Origin of the sequence: Psychromonas sp. B3M02, from assembly GCF_003318165.1 — a bacterium.
Lineage (GTDB): Bacteria > Pseudomonadota > Gammaproteobacteria > Enterobacterales > Psychromonadaceae > Psychromonas.
In genome coordinates this window covers 26,568-44,436 of sequence record NZ_QOCB01000023.1, presented here as the reverse complement: position 1 = coordinate 44,436, position 17,869 = coordinate 26,568, and the positions used below count along the sequence as shown (strand labels likewise).

The window sequence follows — 17,869 nt, the reverse complement described above, 5'->3', positions numbered from 1 at the left end:
TAATTATCAATAATTACTGAAAAGAGATCTAACGACAGTTTATGTCTTGAAAATAAGAACTATTATCAATAGAATGAGTTTGAAATTAACTTATACACTTATTTAAAGGAAGAGATATGTCTATTAAAAAAGGTTTAACTGTCTTGTTTGCTGGTGCTTCTGTGCTGGCTAGCTCAATGTCATTAGCGGCTGAAGAGGTTAATGTTTATTCTTATCGCCAACCTTTTTTGGTTGAGCCTATGATGAAAGAATTCACTGCCGAAACAGGTATCAAAGTGAATATTTTATTTGCTAAAAAAGGCTTGATTGAGCGTATTAAACGAGAAGGGCAGTTATCAACAGCTGACCTTATGTTAACTTCTGATTTTAGTCGTTTAGCTTTATTTACTGAAGATGGCTTAGCGCAACCAGTAAATAGTGAAGTGTTAGATCGTAATATTCCAAGTAAGTTTCAAGGTGAAAAGAAACAATGGTTTGCGCTAACTAGCCGTACTCGTAATATCTATTCTTCTGTTGAGCGTGTTGGTCCTGTACCAACTATTACTTATCAAGACCTTGCGACCCCTGCTTTTAAAGGCAAGGTATGTATGCGCTCTGGTAAACATCCATACAATGTTTCATTATTAGCTTCTATTATTGCCCATGAAGGTGAAGCAAAAGCAAAAACTTGGTTAGAAGGTTTAAAAGCTAACTTAGCGCGTAAACCACAGGGTAACGACCGTGCACAAGTGAAAGCAGTAAAAGAAGGTTTATGTGATTACGCATTAACTAACAGTTACTATCTTGGCAAAATGCTCAATGATCCAAAACAGGTTTCTTGGGCGGAATCAGTACATATCAACTTCCCTAATCAAGCAACAACGGGTACGCATATGAATGTTAGTGGTATTGCTTTAGTGAAGCATGCGCCTAACAAAACTAATGCAATTAAACTGATGGAATTCTTATCGGGTGATGTTGCTCAAGAGATGTATGCGGAAATCAATTACGAATACCCAGTAAAAGAAGGGGTTAAACCTTCGAAATTAGTTGCATCTTGGGGACAATTTAAAGAAGATGAGCTTAAATTATCAGAGGTAGCTGCACAGCATGAAGCAGCTATTAAGTTACTGGATGAAGTGAAATTTGATCTCTAAATCGTTCAACCCATACAAGTTACTACCTTGGGTAGTAACTTGTATTTTGTTATCCCCTGTTCTTGCTATCTTTTTAAACGCTTTTAGTTTTGATCAAAGTGGCAGTTTTCAACACCTTTTAAATACCGTTTTACCGACTTATATCAGCAACTCTGTGTTGGTGATTGTGTTAGTTGTATTAATTAGTCTGGTCTTTGCCTTACCCTGTGCATGGTTTGTTGCTTGTTGTGAATTCCCAACGCGACAAAAGTTACAGTGGATTTTAATGTTACCCTTGGCGATGCCTCCCTACATTGTAGCTATTGTGTATACGGATCTCTTAGACTTTGCAGGCCCTGTTCAGCTTACTCTGCGAGATTGGTTTGGTTGGGAATCTATTCATGATTATTACTTCCCAGATATTCGCACACTGTTTGGCGCTTCATTTGTTTTAGCCTTATCACTTTTTCCTTATTTATATCTATTACTCCGTGGTGCTTTTTTAACACAGTCTGCTGGATTGTTTCAGGCAGCAAGAACCTTAGGGTTATCACCTTATCAGGCATTTTGGCGAGTGAGTATTCCACTGTCACGGTCGGCAATGGCTGTTGGTATCTCTTTGATCGCGATGGAAACCTTAGGTGACTTCGCCACCGTTAACTACTTTGCAGTACATACACTGACCACGGCTATCTATGATACTTGGTTAGAGTTAGGGAGTTTAACAACCGCTGCAAAAATTTCGTCTTTGATGTTATTAGCGCTAGTGATTTTAATTTCCTTAGAAAACTATAGTCGTCGTAAACAACAACTCCATCAACGTAATAGTAGTGGCAGTAACGATTTACGCTTCCATCTTACTGGTTGGAAAAAGTGGGGCGTGTTGATTTTTACTTGGTCGTTAATAGGTTTATCTTTATTTATCCCGATTGGTACCTTGTTATATTACGCCTTCCACTATTTTAGTGAGTCATTAAACGAGCAGCTGTTTAATTATACTGTGAATAGTCTCTGGTTAGCCTTTTTAGTGGCTATACTGGCGCTATTGGTTGCACTCGTGGTGAATTTTTATCAACGTTTAAGTCCAGGTGTATTTGCTAAGTCGAGTATCCGCTTATCTTCTTTAGGTTATGCTGTACCTGGTACTGTGGTAGCGATAGGGGTGTTGATTCCATTAACTAGTTTAGATCTGTTACTTCATGAGTTTCTGCATAGATGGGAGTTATCGCCTGTAGGCCTGTTATTTTCTGGGTCATTAGTGGTGTTAGTGTTAGGCTATTTAGTGCGTTTTAGTGCCATCGCTGTTGGTAGTGTGGATAGCAGTTTAGTGCAGGTTTCACCATCTTTAGATTTAGCATCAAGAAGCTTAGGTAACGGGCCTGCTAAAACACTGTGGCGAGTGAATATACCACTGATTAAAAAAGGTTTATTAACCGCCTTTATTTTAGTTTTTATAGAATCAATGAAAGAGTTACCCGCGGCGTTATTGTTACGTCCATTCAACTTTGAAACTCTGGCTACTTACGTGTATCAATATGTATCCGATGAGATGATTGAGTATGCGGCCTTACCTGCTTTAATGATCATTGCATTAGGCTTAATTCCCTTTATTGTGGTGAATCGTTTATTGGAGCAAAAGCATTAATGAGTGCATTAAATATTCAAAACCTAAGTTGTTCATATCAAAAAACAGCGGTATTAACTGGCTTAAATTTAACGTTAAAGGACAACGAGATTGTTTGCCTACTTGGTGAAAGTGGTTGTGGTAAAACCACTTTATTGAGGGCTGTTGCTGGTCTACAAGCTGAACTTTCTGGTCATATTAGTATTCAACAAAAAGTACTGAACGATCCACATACTAATATGCCTCCTGAGCTTAGAAAAATTGGGCTTATTTTCCAAGATTACGCACTATTTCCTCACTTGAATGTGTTTGATAACGTAGCTTTCTCATTAGCGAGTAAGATGCCTAAAAGTGAAAAGCAGCAACGTGTTGCAGAAGTGCTGTCTTTAGTTCAACTCAGTGAGATGGGGAAGCGTTTCCCACATCAATTGTCTGGTGGTCAACAGCAGCGTATTGCCATTGCTCGTGCATTAGCTTATCAACCAGACTTGATGTTATTGGATGAACCTTTTTCCAACTTGGATCAGCATGTACGTTTTCAATTGATTCATGAAATTCGTCATTTGTTTAAACAACGTCAAATGAGTGCCTTGTTTGTAACCCATTCTAAAGAAGAAGGATTTGCCTTTGCAGATCGTATTGCTTTGATGAAGGCTGGAAAAATAGTGCAAATCGATACCGCACAACAATTATATCGAGCGCCTAATTCAATCTATGTAGCTGACTTTATGGGCCAAACTAACTATATTGATTTGAGTATTATTGATGACTACAGCTATCAAAGTTGCTTTGGTGTGCTGAATACACACAATAAGATTGAGCAGTCTAAAACTGTAAAATTACGCTTATTATTGAGACCTGAACATATTGATATCACCCCAGACATGCAAGGTGAGGCTGTTGTTAAACAGGTCGATTTTCAAGGACCTTCTCAACAGATAACCGCGCAGTTTGCTGGTCAAGAGTTCCTGATTAAATACAGTAATCATACTTGTGATAGCGTATTCTTTAAGGTGGGAGACAAGGTATCTCTAAGCTTGCTGAATCATGACTTTGTGGTTTTTGAGGATTAGTTCAATCATCCTATCGTTTACATTTCCTCACCTAGTAAAAAGCCAGTGCTTAATTAAGTCACTGGCTTTTTTATAGTTACTACTCACGCAGCATTATGTACTTGGGCTTAACTCATACATTAGGCTAGCTTTTAACGCGTCCTCTTGTTCCTTGGTTAATGCATCACCTTCAACTGTAGAAACAATGAATAGATCCTCTGCTCTTTCACCTATGGTGGTGATTTTTGCGGTATCTAGCATTAAACCATGGTCGACAAATACTGTGCCTATATTGGCTAAAATACCTGGTGCATCAAAGGCAACTACTTCAATTTGAGTGCGTTTACGGCGGGTTGGTAAAAAGGTAATTTGTGGTTCAAACTTAAAAGGTCTTTTTACTCGCTCTAATCGAATAATGTTGGAGTTCACTATGTGCGGTTTTAATAAAGTATCAATGATCGCTTCTTTAACACGCTGAATTTTATCCACGTCAATATGCTCACCATCTTCTTCTAAGACGGTAAAGGTACTTAGTGAGTAATTATCACGGCTAGATAGTATTTTTGCATCTTGTACACTGAGTTTCTTATTATCAATCTCAGTTACCACTGAAGAAAACAGGGTACGAATATCTTTACTGTATACGAATATCTCACTACCACGGGCATTTTCAGTGCTGATTAACACTAAAGGACGATCGTGATCTTGATGTGTTAATAGATGCTTTGTATGCCAACAGATTTGCGCTGAGGTATAGCGGAAAAAATAGTTGAGTCTGAAGCGTTTCCATAGCGGTCGCACATACTCTTCACTAATGCCTTGGTTAGCTAAAACGGTTAATGCTTTTTGCTGACGATCGCGAATACGGTCACGTACATCAGGTGGGTTTTCCAAACCACGACGTAACGCTGTTAAGGTTTTATAGTATAAATCACGCAATAGTGAAGCTTTCCAGCTATTCCATGTTTCTTCATTGGTGGCACAAATATCTGCCACTGTCAGACAATAAAGTAGATTCAGATGTTTCTCGTCCCTGACTGTTTTAGCAAACTCAATGATTACGTTAGGATCACTAATATCACGACGTTGTGCTGTTACAGACATGGTTAAGTGATGCTCTACTAACCAAGCCACAACTTTACTTTCGTGACGAGTTAAACCGTGCAGGCCACAAAATGCTAAGGCATCTACAGCACCTAGGGTCGAGTGATCGCCTTGCTGACCTTTGGCAATATCATGGAAAATAGTGGCTAAAAATAGTAGTTCAGGTTTTTCTAAGCCTTTGAATATCTCATGGGCTAAAGGGTGCTCTGCTTTACTATTAGGGTAATTATTAATTAATTTAGCCAGTTTATGTGTATGTGCATCTACCGTATAAGCATGGAATAGATCAAATTGCATCTGCCCGACAATACGACTCCATTGTGGGATATAAGCGGCTAATACACCATGTTCATACATTAGAGTGAAAGGTAAACCCATGCCTCTAGGATGCCTGATAATCTCCATAAAGACCGAACGACACTCTGGGATGTTTTGTAACCAATGGGTTAAGCATCGGCGTGCTTCACGGAGTTCTCTTAAGGTTGCTGAATAGATCCCTTTGATACGTTTGTCATCGGCGATATGGACAAACAATTGAATAATAGCTTCAGGATTTTCTTGGAAATAACCAGAGGTGGTTAATTCAATTTTATTACCACGTATTCTAAAGTTATCATCGATATCATGAAACTCTGTGGCAACATTCCCTAAGATAGCTTCATCAAAGTACTGTAATAGCATCTCATTCAGTTCTTTAACGCGACGAATCGTTTGGTAGAACATTTTCATCATCTGCTCTACGGCTTCGTTGCGTTGCCCTGTGTAACCTAATAACTTGGCTACATCACTTTGAAAATCAAATAATAAGCGGTTGTCAGGGCGATTAGTGACGGTATGAACAGCAAAACGAATCATCCATAACTGCGATTGGCAGTCACTAATCTCATGGTATTCGGCTTGAGTAATATAACCGTATGAAGTCAACTCTAATAAGCTTTGCGCATCAAAATGACGTTTAGATACCCAAGCAATCGTTTGAATATCTCGTAAACCACCACAGCCATTTTTAATATCGGGTTCTAGTGTATAACCATCACCTCTACAATTTTTATGACGGCCAAATTGTTCCTCTTTTTTGATAGTGAAAAACTTATCCGATGGCCAAAAATCATCTTCTGCAATCACTTCTTGTAGCTTATCAAAGGTTTGTTGATTACCTTTTAATAAACGAGACTCAATCATGCTGGTGGCAATAGTAATATCTGCTTTACCTTGCTCAATACAATCTTGGATGGTGCGGACACTATTACCCACATCTAACTTTAAATCCCAAAGCAGCGTAATTAACTGGCCTATTTTTCCTTCAGAGGTTTTACTAAACCCATGGTCAGATAGTATTAATAGATCAATATCAGACTTTGGATGTAACTCTCCACGGCCGTACCCACCTACTGCTAATAGACTGAGATCGTAACTTTCATCCAGCCCTACAAAATCCCATAACCGACCTAGCAGTTCATCTACATATAAAGCTCGCATGGCAACAATATCGTTAATGTGTTGTTTAGCTTTAAACTGCTCAAGTTGCCAGTCAGAAAATGCTTGGAGGTGATTTTTGAGAAAAGGAATCGTGAGATCTTTTGGTTGAATATTTAGCGGAGAATACTGTTCAAAGTCCATCTATAGCCTCGATATTGAAGCCTGCACAGAAGAGGGTGTGTACAGGCTATTTTTACATTTATGCTGGGTTAATAATACGCTCTATTGTCTCTTCAGGACGTATTGTTAAAATTTCAACACCCGTTTCTGTTACTAATAAAGTATGTTCCCATTGTGCAGATAATTTTTTATCTTTAGTGACAACAGTCCATTCGTCACGCAATACTTTACAGGCTGCTTTACCGGCATTAAGCATAGGTTCAATAGTAAAACATTGTCCTGCTTTTAAGACTTCGCCTGTGCCTTTTTTACCGTAATGTAATACTTGTGGTTCTTCATGGAAACCTGCACCAATACCATGGCCGCAATATTCACGTACGATTGAGTAGTTATGGTTTTCTGCATGTTTTTGAATTGCCGCACCGATATCACCTAGGCGAGCGCCTGGTTTAACCATGTTGATACCAATATATAGACATTCTTGTGCTACACGAGATAGACGTTCCGCAAGGATAGTACCTTTACCAACCATGAACATTTTTGATGTGTCGCCGTGATAACCGTCTTTGATTACTGTGATATCAATATTCAGCGCATCGCCGTCTTTTAGTGGTTTGTCATTTGGAATACCGTGACATACAACGTAGTTTAATGAAGTACAGATTGATTTAGGAAAACCGTGGTAATTTAAAGGTGCTGGAATACCGCCTTGCACATTGACTATGTAGTCGTGACAAAGTTGATTCAACTCATTGGTTGTAACACCTTTTTTGATATGCGGTTCAATCATAGTTAATACATCAGCTGCTTGTTGACCAGCAACGCGCATTTTCTCTATTTCTTCTGGGGTTTTGATTAGTCCTGCCATGAGAGTTCTCTACACTTTTTTGAATAAAAATTTATAGCGTAACTATAAAGAATTTTGGGCGCTGGTGCTAGACAAAATAATAACAAGTCGGTTTAAAGGAGGGGGCTTACTCTGATTAAATAATAGACTTAAAAAAAAGTTATTCGATACACTATTTATTGAGCTAATTTAGTAACTATGGTATAAAGCGCACCGAGATTGATAGATTAATTTTTTGATCGCTTTCTCAAATAATCCAAATAATCTGTTTGATATCTATAACATATTGAATATTAAAGATTATTATTTAAATAACACACACGCATCGACACGTCACTCGGGGTGCCTTTTTCTGTTTAAGAAATAAATGGTCGAGTGTATGGGATGTGTGGAGGCCTAACCCCTTAAGAGGAAATTCAAATGGCAACAGTATCAATGCGCGATATGCTACAAGCAGGCGTTCACTTCGGTCACCAAACTCGTTACTGGAACCCAAAAATGAAACCATTCATTTTTGGTGCTCGTAACAAAGTTCATATCATCAACCTTGAAAAAACAGTTCCAATGTTTAACCAAGCGCTTAACTTCTTAGAAGCTAAAGCAGCTAAAAAAGGTAAAATCCTTTTTGTTGGTACTAAACGTGCAGCTTCAGAAGCTGTTAAAGAAGCTGCTATTTCATGTGATCAGTTTTACGTAGATCACCGCTGGTTAGGTGGTATGTTGACTAACTGGAAAACAGTTCGTCAATCGATCAAACGTTTGAAAGATCTTGAAACTCAAAGCCAAGACGGTACTTTTGACAAGCTAACTAAGAAAGAAGCGCTAATGCGTACTCGTGAATTAGAAAAGCTTGAAAAAACACTTGGTGGTATCAAAAACATGGGTGGTATCCCAGATGCAATCTTCGTAATCGATGCAGATCACGAGCACATTGCAATTAAAGAAGCGAATAACCTAGGTATTCCAGTTATCGCTGTTGTAGATACTAACTCTTGCCCAGATAACATCGATTACATCGTTCCTGGTAATGATGATGCTATCCGTGCAGTTAAGCTTTACTTAAGTGCAGCTGCTGAAGCTGTTAAAGAAGGCCGTACTGCAGAAGTAGTAGTCGCTGAAGGTTTTGTTGAAGAAGAATCAGCTGAGAAATAAGCTCTTCTTTAAATAGAAGCTCTTATTAACCAATATTTGGTTGGTTATCAGGGGTCTATATGACCCCTTTTTTATAGAAATAATATAGGAATTCAAACGATGGCTATTACAGCTAAGCAAGTTAAAGAACTTCGTGACCGCACAGCTGCGGGTATGATGGATTGTAAAAAAGCATTAGTTGAGGCAGATGGCGACATCGAGCTTGCAATTGAAAATATGCGTAAATCAGGTGCAATTAAAGCAGCTAAAAAAGCAGGCCGTATCGCTGCTGAAGGCGCTATCTTTGCTAAAACAGACGGTACTACAGCATTAATCATTGAAGTTAACTGTGAAACAGACTTCGTTGCAATGGATAAAAGCTTCTTAGCATTCGCTGAAAAAGTAGCTGATATTGCACTTGCAAACAAAGTTGACTCAGTTGAAGCACTAAACGCACTTGCATACGATGACATTACAGTTGACGAAGCACGTGAACTTTTAGTTGCTAAAATCGGTGAAAACATTTCTGTACGTCGTTTACAAATCGTTGAAGGTGAAAACCTAGGCGCTTACGTACACAGCCGTAAAATCGGTGTTATCTCTGTGCTAACTGGCGGTGACGCTGAACTAGCTAAAGATATCGCAATGCACGTTGCAGCAGCTGCTCCTCAGTTTGTTAAGCCTGAAGATGTACCTGCAGACGTAGTTGCTAAAGAAAAAGAAATTCAATTACAAATCGCGATTGAAAGTGGCAAGCCTGCTGAAATCGCAGAGAAGATGGTTAATGGTCGTATGGCTAAATTTACTGGTGAAGTAAGTTTAACTGGTCAATCTTTCATTAAAGACCCATCAATCTCTGTTGCTAAACTTCTTAAAGGTGCAAGTGCAGACGTTGTTTCGTTTGTTCGCCTAGAAGTTGGTGAAGGTATTGAGAAAAAAGAAGAAGATTTTGCTGCTGAAGTTGCTGCAACAATGGCTGCTGCTAAGTAATCTGCTTCAAAAATAATAGGTAATGTTTAACACATAGGCCGTTGTAAAAAAGAACCGCGGCATGACTGCGGTTCTTTTATATTAAAAAGTAATAGAAATTTTCCGAATAATCACCTACTTTAGTCCTATTTTTTAAAACTCTTTTGATAATTTTTTTAAAAAATCGGTATTATTTCAACTTAAGGAATGGAATTATGAGCACTAACCCAAAATCTGCTTATCGTCGTATTTTATTAAAATTAAGTGGCGAGGCTCTCGTTGGTGAAGAAGGGTTCGGTATTGACCCAAAAGTGCTAGATCGCATGGCCTTAGAGATCAAATCTTTAATTGAATCTGGTGTTCAAGTTGGTTTGGTTATTGGTGGCGGTAATATCTTCCGTGGTGCTGGCTTAGCACAAGCTGGTATGAATCGTGTTGTAGGTGATCACATGGGCATGTTAGCAACGGTAATGAACGGTTTAGCAATGCGTGATGCATTACATCGTTCACACGTGAACTCTCGCTTAATGTCAGCTATCCCATTAAACGGTGTATGTGATGATTATAACTGGGCTGAAGCGATTAAGTATTTAAAACTAGGTACAGTAGTTATCTTCTCTGCAGGTACTGGTAACCCATTCTTTACTACTGATTCTGCAGCCTGTTTACGTGGTATCGAAATCGAAGCAGATGCAGTATTAAAAGGCACAAAAGTAGATGGTGTTTACGACGCAGACCCTGTTAAAAACCCTGATGCTAAACTGTACAGTGTATTAGATTACCAAACAGTATTAGAAAAAGAGCTGCAAGTGATGGATTTAGCTGCCTTTACCTTAGCACGTGACCATAGTTTACCAATTCGTGTATTTAACATGAATAAACCTGGAGCATTAAGTCGTGTTGTTTTAGGTGGTGATGAAGGTACAACTATTACTCACGCAGAAGAAAATATTTAACTATCAATCAAATAGTGTTGATATAGACTCAATAAGTTAGGAAAAAGATATGATTAACGAAATCAAAGATGATGCTCAAACACGCATGAACAAGAGTATCGAATCATTTAAAAGCCAATTAGCAAAAGTGCGTACTGGTCGTGCACACCCTAGCTTACTAGACGGTATCATGGTGCCTTATTACGGTTCAAACACACCATTACGTCAAGTAGGTAACGTATCAACTGAAGATGCTCGTACATTAACGATTACGGTATTTGATGCAACATTAATTGCTGCTGTAGAAAAAGCGATCATGGGCTCTAACTTAGGTTTAAACCCTATGTCAGCTGGCACAGTTATCCGTATCCCGTTACCTCCCTTAACTGAAGAGCGTCGTAAAGACCTAATTAAAGTGGTACGTGGCGAAGCTGAAAACACGCGTATTGCTATCCGTAATATTCGTCGTGATGCAAACGGTGACTTTAAAGATCTTGAGAAAGAGAAAGAGATCAGTGAAGACCAGCAACGTCAAGGTGAAGAATTAGTTCAAAAAGCGACTAACGAAAGCATCAAAAAAGTAGATGAAGTATTAGCGGTGAAAGAAGCTGAATTGTTAGAAGTTTAATTCTGGCTATTATTAAATATATGCACCTTCTACTATGTATCAGGTGCATTTTACTTTTTGTAAAGGATTACTGTGACTTCAGAATCGCTTAATAACAAACTACCAAGACACGTTGCTATTATCATGGACGGAAATGGTCGTTGGTCTGAAAAACAAGGTAAACATCGCGTTTTTGGCCATAAACATGGCGTCACTGCGTTACGCAAAACAATCACCTTTGCAAGAGACACTAAACTTGAAGCATTAACTATTTTTGCTTTTAGTAGCGAAAATTGGAAACGTCCAGAGCAAGAAGTGAGCATGTTAATGGAACTCTTCTTCATGGTTTTAGGTCGTGAAATCAAAAAGTTACATAAGAGTAATATTAAACTGACCATCATTGGTGATATTTCTGGCTTTAGTGAGCGACTGCAAAAGAAAGTGAAAGAGGGGCAGGAGTTAACTAAAGATAATACTGGCTTAGCGTTAAATGTTGCGGCTAATTATGGTGGACGTTGGGATATTACGAATGCCACTAAGCAGATTGCTAGCCAAGTAGAAAGTGGTGAGTTAAGCGTCGATCAGATCGATGAAAACGTATTATGTAAAACCCTAAGTTTAGGTGACCTACCTAGCGTAGACCTAATGATTCGTACTGGCGGTGATTACCGTATTAGTAACTTTTTATTATGGCAACTGGCATACGCTGAGCTTTATTTTACTGATACATTATGGCCAGATTTTGATGCGGAAGCGTTTCAGTTAGCACTCGATGTATTCTCAGGTAAAGAGCGACGTTTTGGACAAACTAGTGCGCAAGTAAACTGCTAATTGATGCCAACTAGGTATTTTTGGTCTACAGATAATAACGGGACTTTTCTGTGAAACAACGAATTTTAACTGCGCTTATTTTAGCGCCATTAGCGATTGCTGCTATTTTCTTTTTACCGCTTCAATTTTTTATTTTATTCGCATCCGTGGTGTTTTTATTAGCGACTAAAGAGTGGGCGGGATTTGTCAGTAAAACCCCTTCTTCTAAACTGTTATATCTTTTTGCTTTGATCCTCGGAGTTACGCTGTTTTTAATGCCTGTTGAACATATCTGGTTAGGGCAAACCTTAAATTCATTTATCTCTTCTGGTTTAGTCGTTGCAGCTGTTTGGTGGTGCCTCGCATTACTAATGGTGATTGGTTACCCAGGCTCTGCATCAAGCTGGAAAGAAAGTCCGATGATTAAAGGGGGATTTGGCTTATTAACCTTATTACCTTTCTTCTGGGGGTTAGTGGTATTACGTTCAGTTAATATGAATGCTGACTTCTACTTTGGTTCACAATTAGTGATGTATGTGTTCCTGTTGGTGTGGGCGGCAGATTCTGGTGCTTATTTTGCTGGACGACAGTTTGGTAAACACAAGTTAGCGCCTAACGTTAGCCCGGGTAAGACGATTGAAGGCTTATTAGGTGGTTTATTCTGTGCAGTGATTGTGGCTTATTTTGCTAGTCAATATTTTGCAATAGCAGAAAGCAAGTTATTGGTCTTTTTCATTGCTTCTATTGTCACTACTTTAGTGTCTGCCCTAGGTGACTTAACAGAAAGTATTTTCAAACGTGAAGCGGGCTTAAAAGACAGTGGTAATTTGTTGCCTGGTCATGGTGGTATTTTAGACCGTATTGATAGCTTAACAGCGGCTATTCCTGTGTTTGCACTTATCTATATTTACTGGTTAGCGTAATGATCAAAAAATTAGCTGTTTTAGGCGCAACTGGATCTATTGGTGATAGTACATTAAGTGTTTGTCGCCATAACCCCAATTTATATAAAGTACAGTTTCTTTATGCTGCTAGCAATGTACAAAAAATGTTGGCGCTGTGTGTTGAGTTTAAACCGCGTTATGTGGGGTTAGCAAATCAACAGGCGTCGGAACAACTAAAGCAGCAGTTACAAGCGCATAACTTACCTTGTGAAGTGCTTAATGAACAAGATGTGCTGGCATTATTAGGCAGCGAACAAATTGATTCGGTGATGGCTGCAATTGTGGGAGCCGTTGGCTTAAAAACCACATTAGAAGCAGTATATGCTGGTAAAGAGATTTTTTTAGCCAATAAAGAATCTTTAGTGATGTCTGGGGCACTCTTCATTGAAGCGGTTAAAGCATCAGGTGCCAAGCTTTGGCCCGTTGATAGTGAACATAATGCGATTTTCCAGTCTATGTCACCAGCATTACAAGCAACAATTGGTCACTGTGATTTACAAGAAGCAGGTGTGTCTAAAATATTACTAACTGGCTCAGGTGGTCCATTCCTTAATAAGGCCTTATCTGAATTCTCTGAGATCACTCCTGCAATCGCTGTGCAACATCCAAATTGGTCAATGGGACCGAAAATATCCATTGATTCAGCGACTATGATGAATAAAGGCTTAGAGTACATAGAAGCGAAATGGTTGTTCAATGCTAATAAAGAACAACTACAAGTGATTATTCATCCTCAGTCAGTGATCCACTCTATGGTGCAATACCAAGACGGTAGTGTGATTTCGCAAATGGGTAACCCTGATATGCGTGTTCCTATTGCGCATGTTATGGGCGGTGAAAAACGTATTAAAAGTGGTGTGGATAATTTTGATTTCTTTAGTAGCAATGATTTTAGTTTTGTTGCCCCTGACTTTAATCGTTACCCTTGTTTAAAGTTGGCAATAGATGCTTGTTATGAAGGACAACATGCTACCACTACGCTAAATGCCGCTAATGAAGTGGCAGTACAAGCTTTCTTAGACGAGCGTATCTCTTTTCCTGCGATAGCTGTGGTCGTTGAAAGTGTCTTAAATCAGTTAACCCCACAAACAATATCAACAATTGACGAGTTACTGTTGATCGATAAAATAGCCAGACAGTCAGCTGATGACGTTATTAATCGAGGTATCACTTGTTAGACTTTCTCTGGAATACTGCCTCATTCATTATCGCTTTAAGTATTTTGGTGGCGATTCATGAATATGGGCATTTTTGGGTTGCTCGTCGTTGCGGCGTAAAGGTACATCGTTTTTCACTGGGCTTTGGTAAAGTATTATTCAAAAAAGTAGATAAGCACGGAACCGAGTTTGCAGTGGCTGCTATCCCTCTAGGCGGTTACGTTAAAATGTTAGATGGGCGTGTTGAAGACGTTCCTGAAGAGTTGGCTGACTTTGCTTTTAATAATAAAACCGTGTGGCAACGCATTGCGATTGTTGCTGCTGGTCCTCTGGCGAACTTCCTATTAGCTATTGTTGCTTTCTTCATTATGTACAGTATTGGCGTTAATAGTGCTAAACCAATCATGAATGGAGTACAGCAAGGCTCTCCTGTTAGTGTTATCCAACAGCAATGGTTTGAAGTGGAAGCGGTGAACGGTGAAGCGGTGCAAGATTGGGAAGCATTGAATTTAGCCTTAGTTGGGCAAATTGGCGAACAAAGTGTTGATTTGACCATTGCCCCTATTTTGCGCTCGAACTCACAAATAGTTAATGAACCAAGCCAAACTTATACAGTCTCATTACAACATTGGACTTTTGATCCTAAGCAACAATCAGTGGTTAGTAGCCTAGGTTTTATTCCTTACTCTCCACAGGTACATTTAGTGGCGGATAACATCAGCGATGATAGTGCTGCGCAACGCAGTGGTTTATTAGTGGGAGATAAATTAATTTCCATTAATCAGCAGCCACTTAATGATTGGAGCAGCTTTGTTAAATTGATTCAAGCTAATGCCAATAATACATTACAGTTAAAGGTTGAAAGACAAGCACAAATTGAAACTCTAACATTAACGCCCGATGCACGTGAGCTAAGTGATGGATCGATCCAAGGCTTTATTGGCTTAGCACCACAAGTTGATCCATACCCGGAACAGTTTCGTGTTAATTTACAATATGGTGTTGTGGATGCGGCGTTGAAAGGTATTGATAAAACTTGGCAACTATCGGAGCTGACTTTTAGTACCTTAGTTAAGCTAGTCACTGGTGATTTATCGGTTAAAAACTTAAGTGGGCCAATTGGTATCGCTAAAGGCGCTGGTATGAGTGCTGATTACGGATTTGTTTACTTTTTAGGGTTTATCGCGCTGATCAGTGTTAACTTGGGTATTATGAACTTGATCCCATTACCTGTATTAGATGGAGGACACCTAGTGTATTACTTCATCGAGGCCGTAACAGGCAAAGAAGTCTCTGAACGAGTTCAAGAGATTGGTTTTAAAATCGGTGCGGCGGTATTGGTTACTTTTATGTCAATCGCCGTATTGAATGACCTTAATTTATTATAAAAGTACAAATAAATCATCAGTGAGAGTAATTATCATTAAATGATGATGATACACTGCGCTATTAATCTATATGTTTAAACTGTTTTGCACTCCAGTGCAGTAAAGGATTTCGTAGAGAATGTTTAAGAAATATTTGTTGGCCATGGCCTTGACTGTCACAGGGTGCTTTTCTAACTTTGTTGCTGCTGAAGAGTTCACTATTTCCGATTTACAATTTGAAGGCTTACAACGTGTCACTTTAGGTGCGGCATTATTGAGCTTACCGATCCGTGAAGGTGACCAAGTTGACGATTATGATTTGTCTCAAGCGATTAAAAAGTTATATAGCACCAGTTACTTTGAATCGATTCAATTATTTAGAGATGATTCTGTTCTTGTTTTTAAAGTGAAAGAGCGTCCAACGATCAGTGCCATTGAATTAACAGGTAATGATAAGTTAAGTGAAGAGCAAATCTTAGATTCATTAAAGTCTTCATCAATTCAAGTGGGTGATACTTTAGATAGAACGGTATTAACCAGTATTGAAAAAAGCTTAGAAGATTTTTATCACAGTGTAGGTAAATACAGTGCACAAGTAGAAACTATTGTGACACCTTTACCAAGAAACCGTGTCTCGCTGCAATTTGTTTTCCGTGAAGGCTTAACCGCTAAAATTGAACAAATCAATATTGTAGGTAATAGCGTTTACTCTGATGAACAACTATTAAAACGTTTAACCCTAAGTGAATCTGCTGGTTGGTGGGATCTGTTTGCCGATGATAACTATCAGAAGCAAAAACTGTCGGGTGACCTAGAAGTGATTAAAAGTTACTACCTAGACCGTGGTTATATCCGTTTTAAAATTGATGAAACACAAGTCGCTTTGAGACCCAATAAAAAAGGCGTTTACGTTACTGTTAACGTACAAGAAGGTGATGTTTATAACGTCTCTGATGTTACCTTTATTGGTGATTTATTAGGCCATGATGACGATATTAAGAGCTTAGTCTCGTTTAAGAAAGGTGATGTGTATGCCGCGTCAGAAGTAGCTGCTGTAGAGCAAAGCATCAGTAAATACTTTGGCCGTTTAGGGTATGCCTTCCCTCAAATTAACACTTACCCTGAGATTGATGATGAAACTAATACCGTTGTGGTTAATTTTTCTGTCGACCCTGGTCAACGTGGTTATGTAAGATATATTAATATTTCAGGTAATACTGCAACTAAAGATGTGGTACTACGTCGAGAAATGCGTCAAATGGAAGGTGGCTGGTTATCTAGCGAAAATATCGAGCTTTCACGCGCGCGTTTAAATCGATTAGGTTATTTCTCGAAAGTGGATATAGATACTGAACGTGTTAGTGATGACTTAGTCGATATCAATGTCAAAGTGGAAGAGCAATCTTCTGGTAGCTTTAATGCTGGTATTGGTTTTGGTACCGATTCAGGTGTTAGTTTAAGCGGTGGTATCTCTGAAAGTAACTTCCTTGGTAGTGGTGATAAAATCTCATTACAAACTAAAGTCAATGATTATAGTTTAAGTGCAGACCTGAGTTACAGCACACCTTACTTAACAAAAGATGGTGTGAGTGGCGGTGCTCAAATTTATTACAATAAATTTGAAGCGGGTGATGCCAACATCGTGGATTATACCAATACCACTTATGGACTTAAATTGAGTGCTGGTTTCCCTGTTAATGAAATTAACCGTCTAGGCTTTAGTATCGGTTGGGAAAATAACGGTATTTCACAATTAAATGGTTATGAGCAATTAAGTGATTTCTGGGATATTTATGGTTCATTCCAAAAGTCGGATGGCAGTGCAAACTTTAAAAACTTTGATGCTAGTGCTACCTGGACTCGTAATAACTTGGATAGAGGTCAACTAGCTACACAAGGTATGTCACATACTCTGAAAGGAGAAATGACAATTCCTGGTTCAGATTTACAATATTTTAAACTCAATTTTGATATTCGTAATTATCAACGTTTGACGTTAGATGGATCATGGACGACATTGTTACGTGGTAGCCTAGGTTACGGTAATGGTTACGGAACTTTCGAAGGCAGTGACCAAATTTTACCTTTCTTTGAAAACTACTATGTGGGCGGTTACCGTACGATACGTGGTTTCTCTAGTAATTCAGTTGGCCCGCGTGCTTTCTATACTGGTGTGAATAATAGTGGTAATACCACTAATACTTATACGAGTAGTGCCGTAGGTGGTAACGCAAAATATACATTAAGTGCGGAACTTATCTTCCCAACACCGTTCTTAGATGAAGCTTACTCAAGACAATTACGTAGTAGTGTGTTCGTTGATGCCGGTGAAGTATGGGATACGGAGTTTGATTACGATACATATTCTTCTTACAGTTGTTCTCGTAATTGTGATTACGCAGGCGACTACTCTAAACCGGGACGAACGCGTGTTTCAATGGGGACTCAATTAACATGGGTATCGCCGTTAGGGCCATTAGTCTTTACGTTAGCTGTACCATTGAAAGATTATGCTGGTGATACAACTGAAATCTTCTCATTTAATATTGGTGATGTTTTCTAGTTGTTTTTTGATTGATTAAGCCAATGAAAGTGCGCATTAGCGCAC

Annotated in this window: 14 protein-coding genes; 12 read left to right on the top strand and 2 right to left on the bottom strand. The window is 38.9% G+C overall.

Annotation, left to right across the window (positions count from 1 at the left end):
- The first annotated feature begins 176 nt into the window (after positions 1-176).
- Genes DS885_RS03200 through DS885_RS03190 form a run of 3 tightly spaced genes read left to right on the top strand, consistent with a single transcriptional unit; the run spans position 177 to position 3,812 of the window.
- A complete protein-coding gene (locus tag DS885_RS03200; protein ID WP_258546833.1) occupies positions 177-1,136 on the top strand; it encodes a Fe(3+) ABC transporter substrate-binding protein in 960 nt (319 codons plus the stop codon).
- The gene (locus DS885_RS03195) at positions 1,126-2,760 is read left to right on the top strand and encodes an ABC transporter permease (protein WP_113817961.1); all 1,635 of its coding nucleotides are present in this window, start codon (positions 1,126-1,128) and stop codon (positions 2,758-2,760) included. The genes DS885_RS03200 and DS885_RS03195 overlap by 11 nt, the downstream gene beginning before the upstream one ends.
- A complete protein-coding gene (locus DS885_RS03190) occupies positions 2,760-3,812 on the top strand; it encodes an ABC transporter ATP-binding protein (RefSeq protein ID WP_113817960.1) in 1,053 nt (350 codons plus the stop codon). The genes DS885_RS03195 and DS885_RS03190 overlap by 1 nt, the downstream gene beginning before the upstream one ends.
- Before the next feature lie 93 nt (positions 3,813-3,905).
- Here the strand turns inward: DS885_RS03190 and glnD are convergent, their stop codons facing one another.
- A complete protein-coding gene (gene glnD / locus DS885_RS03185) occupies positions 3,906-6,515 on the bottom strand; it encodes a [protein-PII] uridylyltransferase (protein WP_113817959.1) in 2,610 nt (869 codons plus the stop codon).
- A gap of 58 nt (positions 6,516-6,573) precedes the next feature.
- Positions 6,574-7,362: a type I methionyl aminopeptidase gene (map, locus tag DS885_RS03180; protein ID WP_113817958.1), complete on the bottom strand. Its 789-nt coding sequence runs from the start codon at positions 7,360-7,362 to the stop codon at positions 6,574-6,576.
- Between the two features lie 399 nt (positions 7,363-7,761).
- On the opposite strand from map, the gene rpsB reads away from it, so the two are divergent.
- From rpsB to bamA, 9 genes are all read left to right on the top strand, one after another.
- A complete protein-coding gene (rpsB, locus tag DS885_RS03175; protein WP_113817957.1) occupies positions 7,762-8,493 on the top strand; it encodes a 30S ribosomal protein S2 in 732 nt (243 codons plus the stop codon).
- A gap of 99 nt (positions 8,494-8,592) precedes the next feature.
- Positions 8,593-9,462 carry a translation elongation factor Ts gene (tsf, locus tag DS885_RS03170; RefSeq protein WP_113817956.1) on the top strand — a complete coding sequence of 290 codons (870 nt, stop codon included), beginning with the start codon at positions 8,593-8,595 and terminating at the stop codon, positions 9,460-9,462.
- 194 nt (positions 9,463-9,656) lie between these two features.
- Positions 9,657-10,397: a UMP kinase gene (gene pyrH / locus DS885_RS03165; protein ID WP_113817955.1), complete on the top strand. Its 741-nt coding sequence runs from the start codon at positions 9,657-9,659 to the stop codon at positions 10,395-10,397.
- Between the two features lie 49 nt (positions 10,398-10,446).
- Positions 10,447-11,004, top strand: coding sequence for a ribosome recycling factor (gene frr / locus DS885_RS03160; protein WP_113817954.1), 558 nt, complete (start codon positions 10,447-10,449; stop codon positions 11,002-11,004).
- A gap of 66 nt (positions 11,005-11,070) precedes the next feature.
- The gene (uppS, locus tag DS885_RS03155; RefSeq protein WP_113817953.1) at positions 11,071-11,814 is read left to right on the top strand and encodes a polyprenyl diphosphate synthase; all 744 of its coding nucleotides are present in this window, start codon (positions 11,071-11,073) and stop codon (positions 11,812-11,814) included.
- Positions 11,815-11,864: 50 nt separating this feature from the next.
- Complete coding sequence (locus DS885_RS03150; protein WP_113817952.1) at positions 11,865-12,716, top strand: phosphatidate cytidylyltransferase; 852 nt, start codon at positions 11,865-11,867, stop codon at positions 12,714-12,716.
- Positions 12,717-12,718: 2 nt separating this feature from the next.
- Complete coding sequence (gene ispC, locus DS885_RS03145; RefSeq protein WP_113817997.1) at positions 12,719-13,915, top strand: 1-deoxy-D-xylulose-5-phosphate reductoisomerase; 1,197 nt, start codon at positions 12,719-12,721, stop codon at positions 13,913-13,915.
- Positions 13,909-15,282, top strand: coding sequence for a sigma E protease regulator RseP (gene rseP, locus DS885_RS03140; protein WP_113817951.1), 1,374 nt, complete (start codon positions 13,909-13,911; stop codon positions 15,280-15,282). Before ispC ends, rseP begins: the two co-directional genes overlap by 7 nt.
- A gap of 118 nt (positions 15,283-15,400) precedes the next feature.
- Positions 15,401-17,824, top strand: coding sequence for an outer membrane protein assembly factor BamA (gene bamA, locus DS885_RS03135; protein WP_113817950.1), 2,424 nt, complete (start codon positions 15,401-15,403; stop codon positions 17,822-17,824).
- The last annotated feature ends 45 nt before the right edge of the window (positions 17,825-17,869 follow it).

Coding starts and splice junctions, on each gene's coding strand:
- DS885_RS03200 (WP_258546833.1), top strand. CDS start 177: ATGTCATTAGCGGCTGAAGAGGTTAATGTTTATTCTTATCGCCAACCT.
- DS885_RS03190 (WP_113817960.1), top strand. CDS start 2,760: ATGAGTGCATTAAATATTCAAAACCTAAGTTGTTCATATCAAAAAACA.
- glnD (WP_113817959.1), bottom strand. CDS start 6,515: ATGGACTTTGAACAGTATTCTCCGCTAAATATTCAACCAAAAGATCTC.
- map (WP_113817958.1), bottom strand. CDS start 7,362: ATGGCAGGACTAATCAAAACCCCAGAAGAAATAGAGAAAATGCGCGTT.
- rpsB (WP_113817957.1), top strand. CDS start 7,762: ATGGCAACAGTATCAATGCGCGATATGCTACAAGCAGGCGTTCACTTC.
- tsf (WP_113817956.1), top strand. CDS start 8,593: ATGGCTATTACAGCTAAGCAAGTTAAAGAACTTCGTGACCGCACAGCT.
- pyrH (WP_113817955.1), top strand. CDS start 9,657: ATGAGCACTAACCCAAAATCTGCTTATCGTCGTATTTTATTAAAATTA.
- frr (WP_113817954.1), top strand. CDS start 10,447: ATGATTAACGAAATCAAAGATGATGCTCAAACACGCATGAACAAGAGT.
- bamA (WP_113817950.1), top strand. CDS start 15,401: ATGTTTAAGAAATATTTGTTGGCCATGGCCTTGACTGTCACAGGGTGC.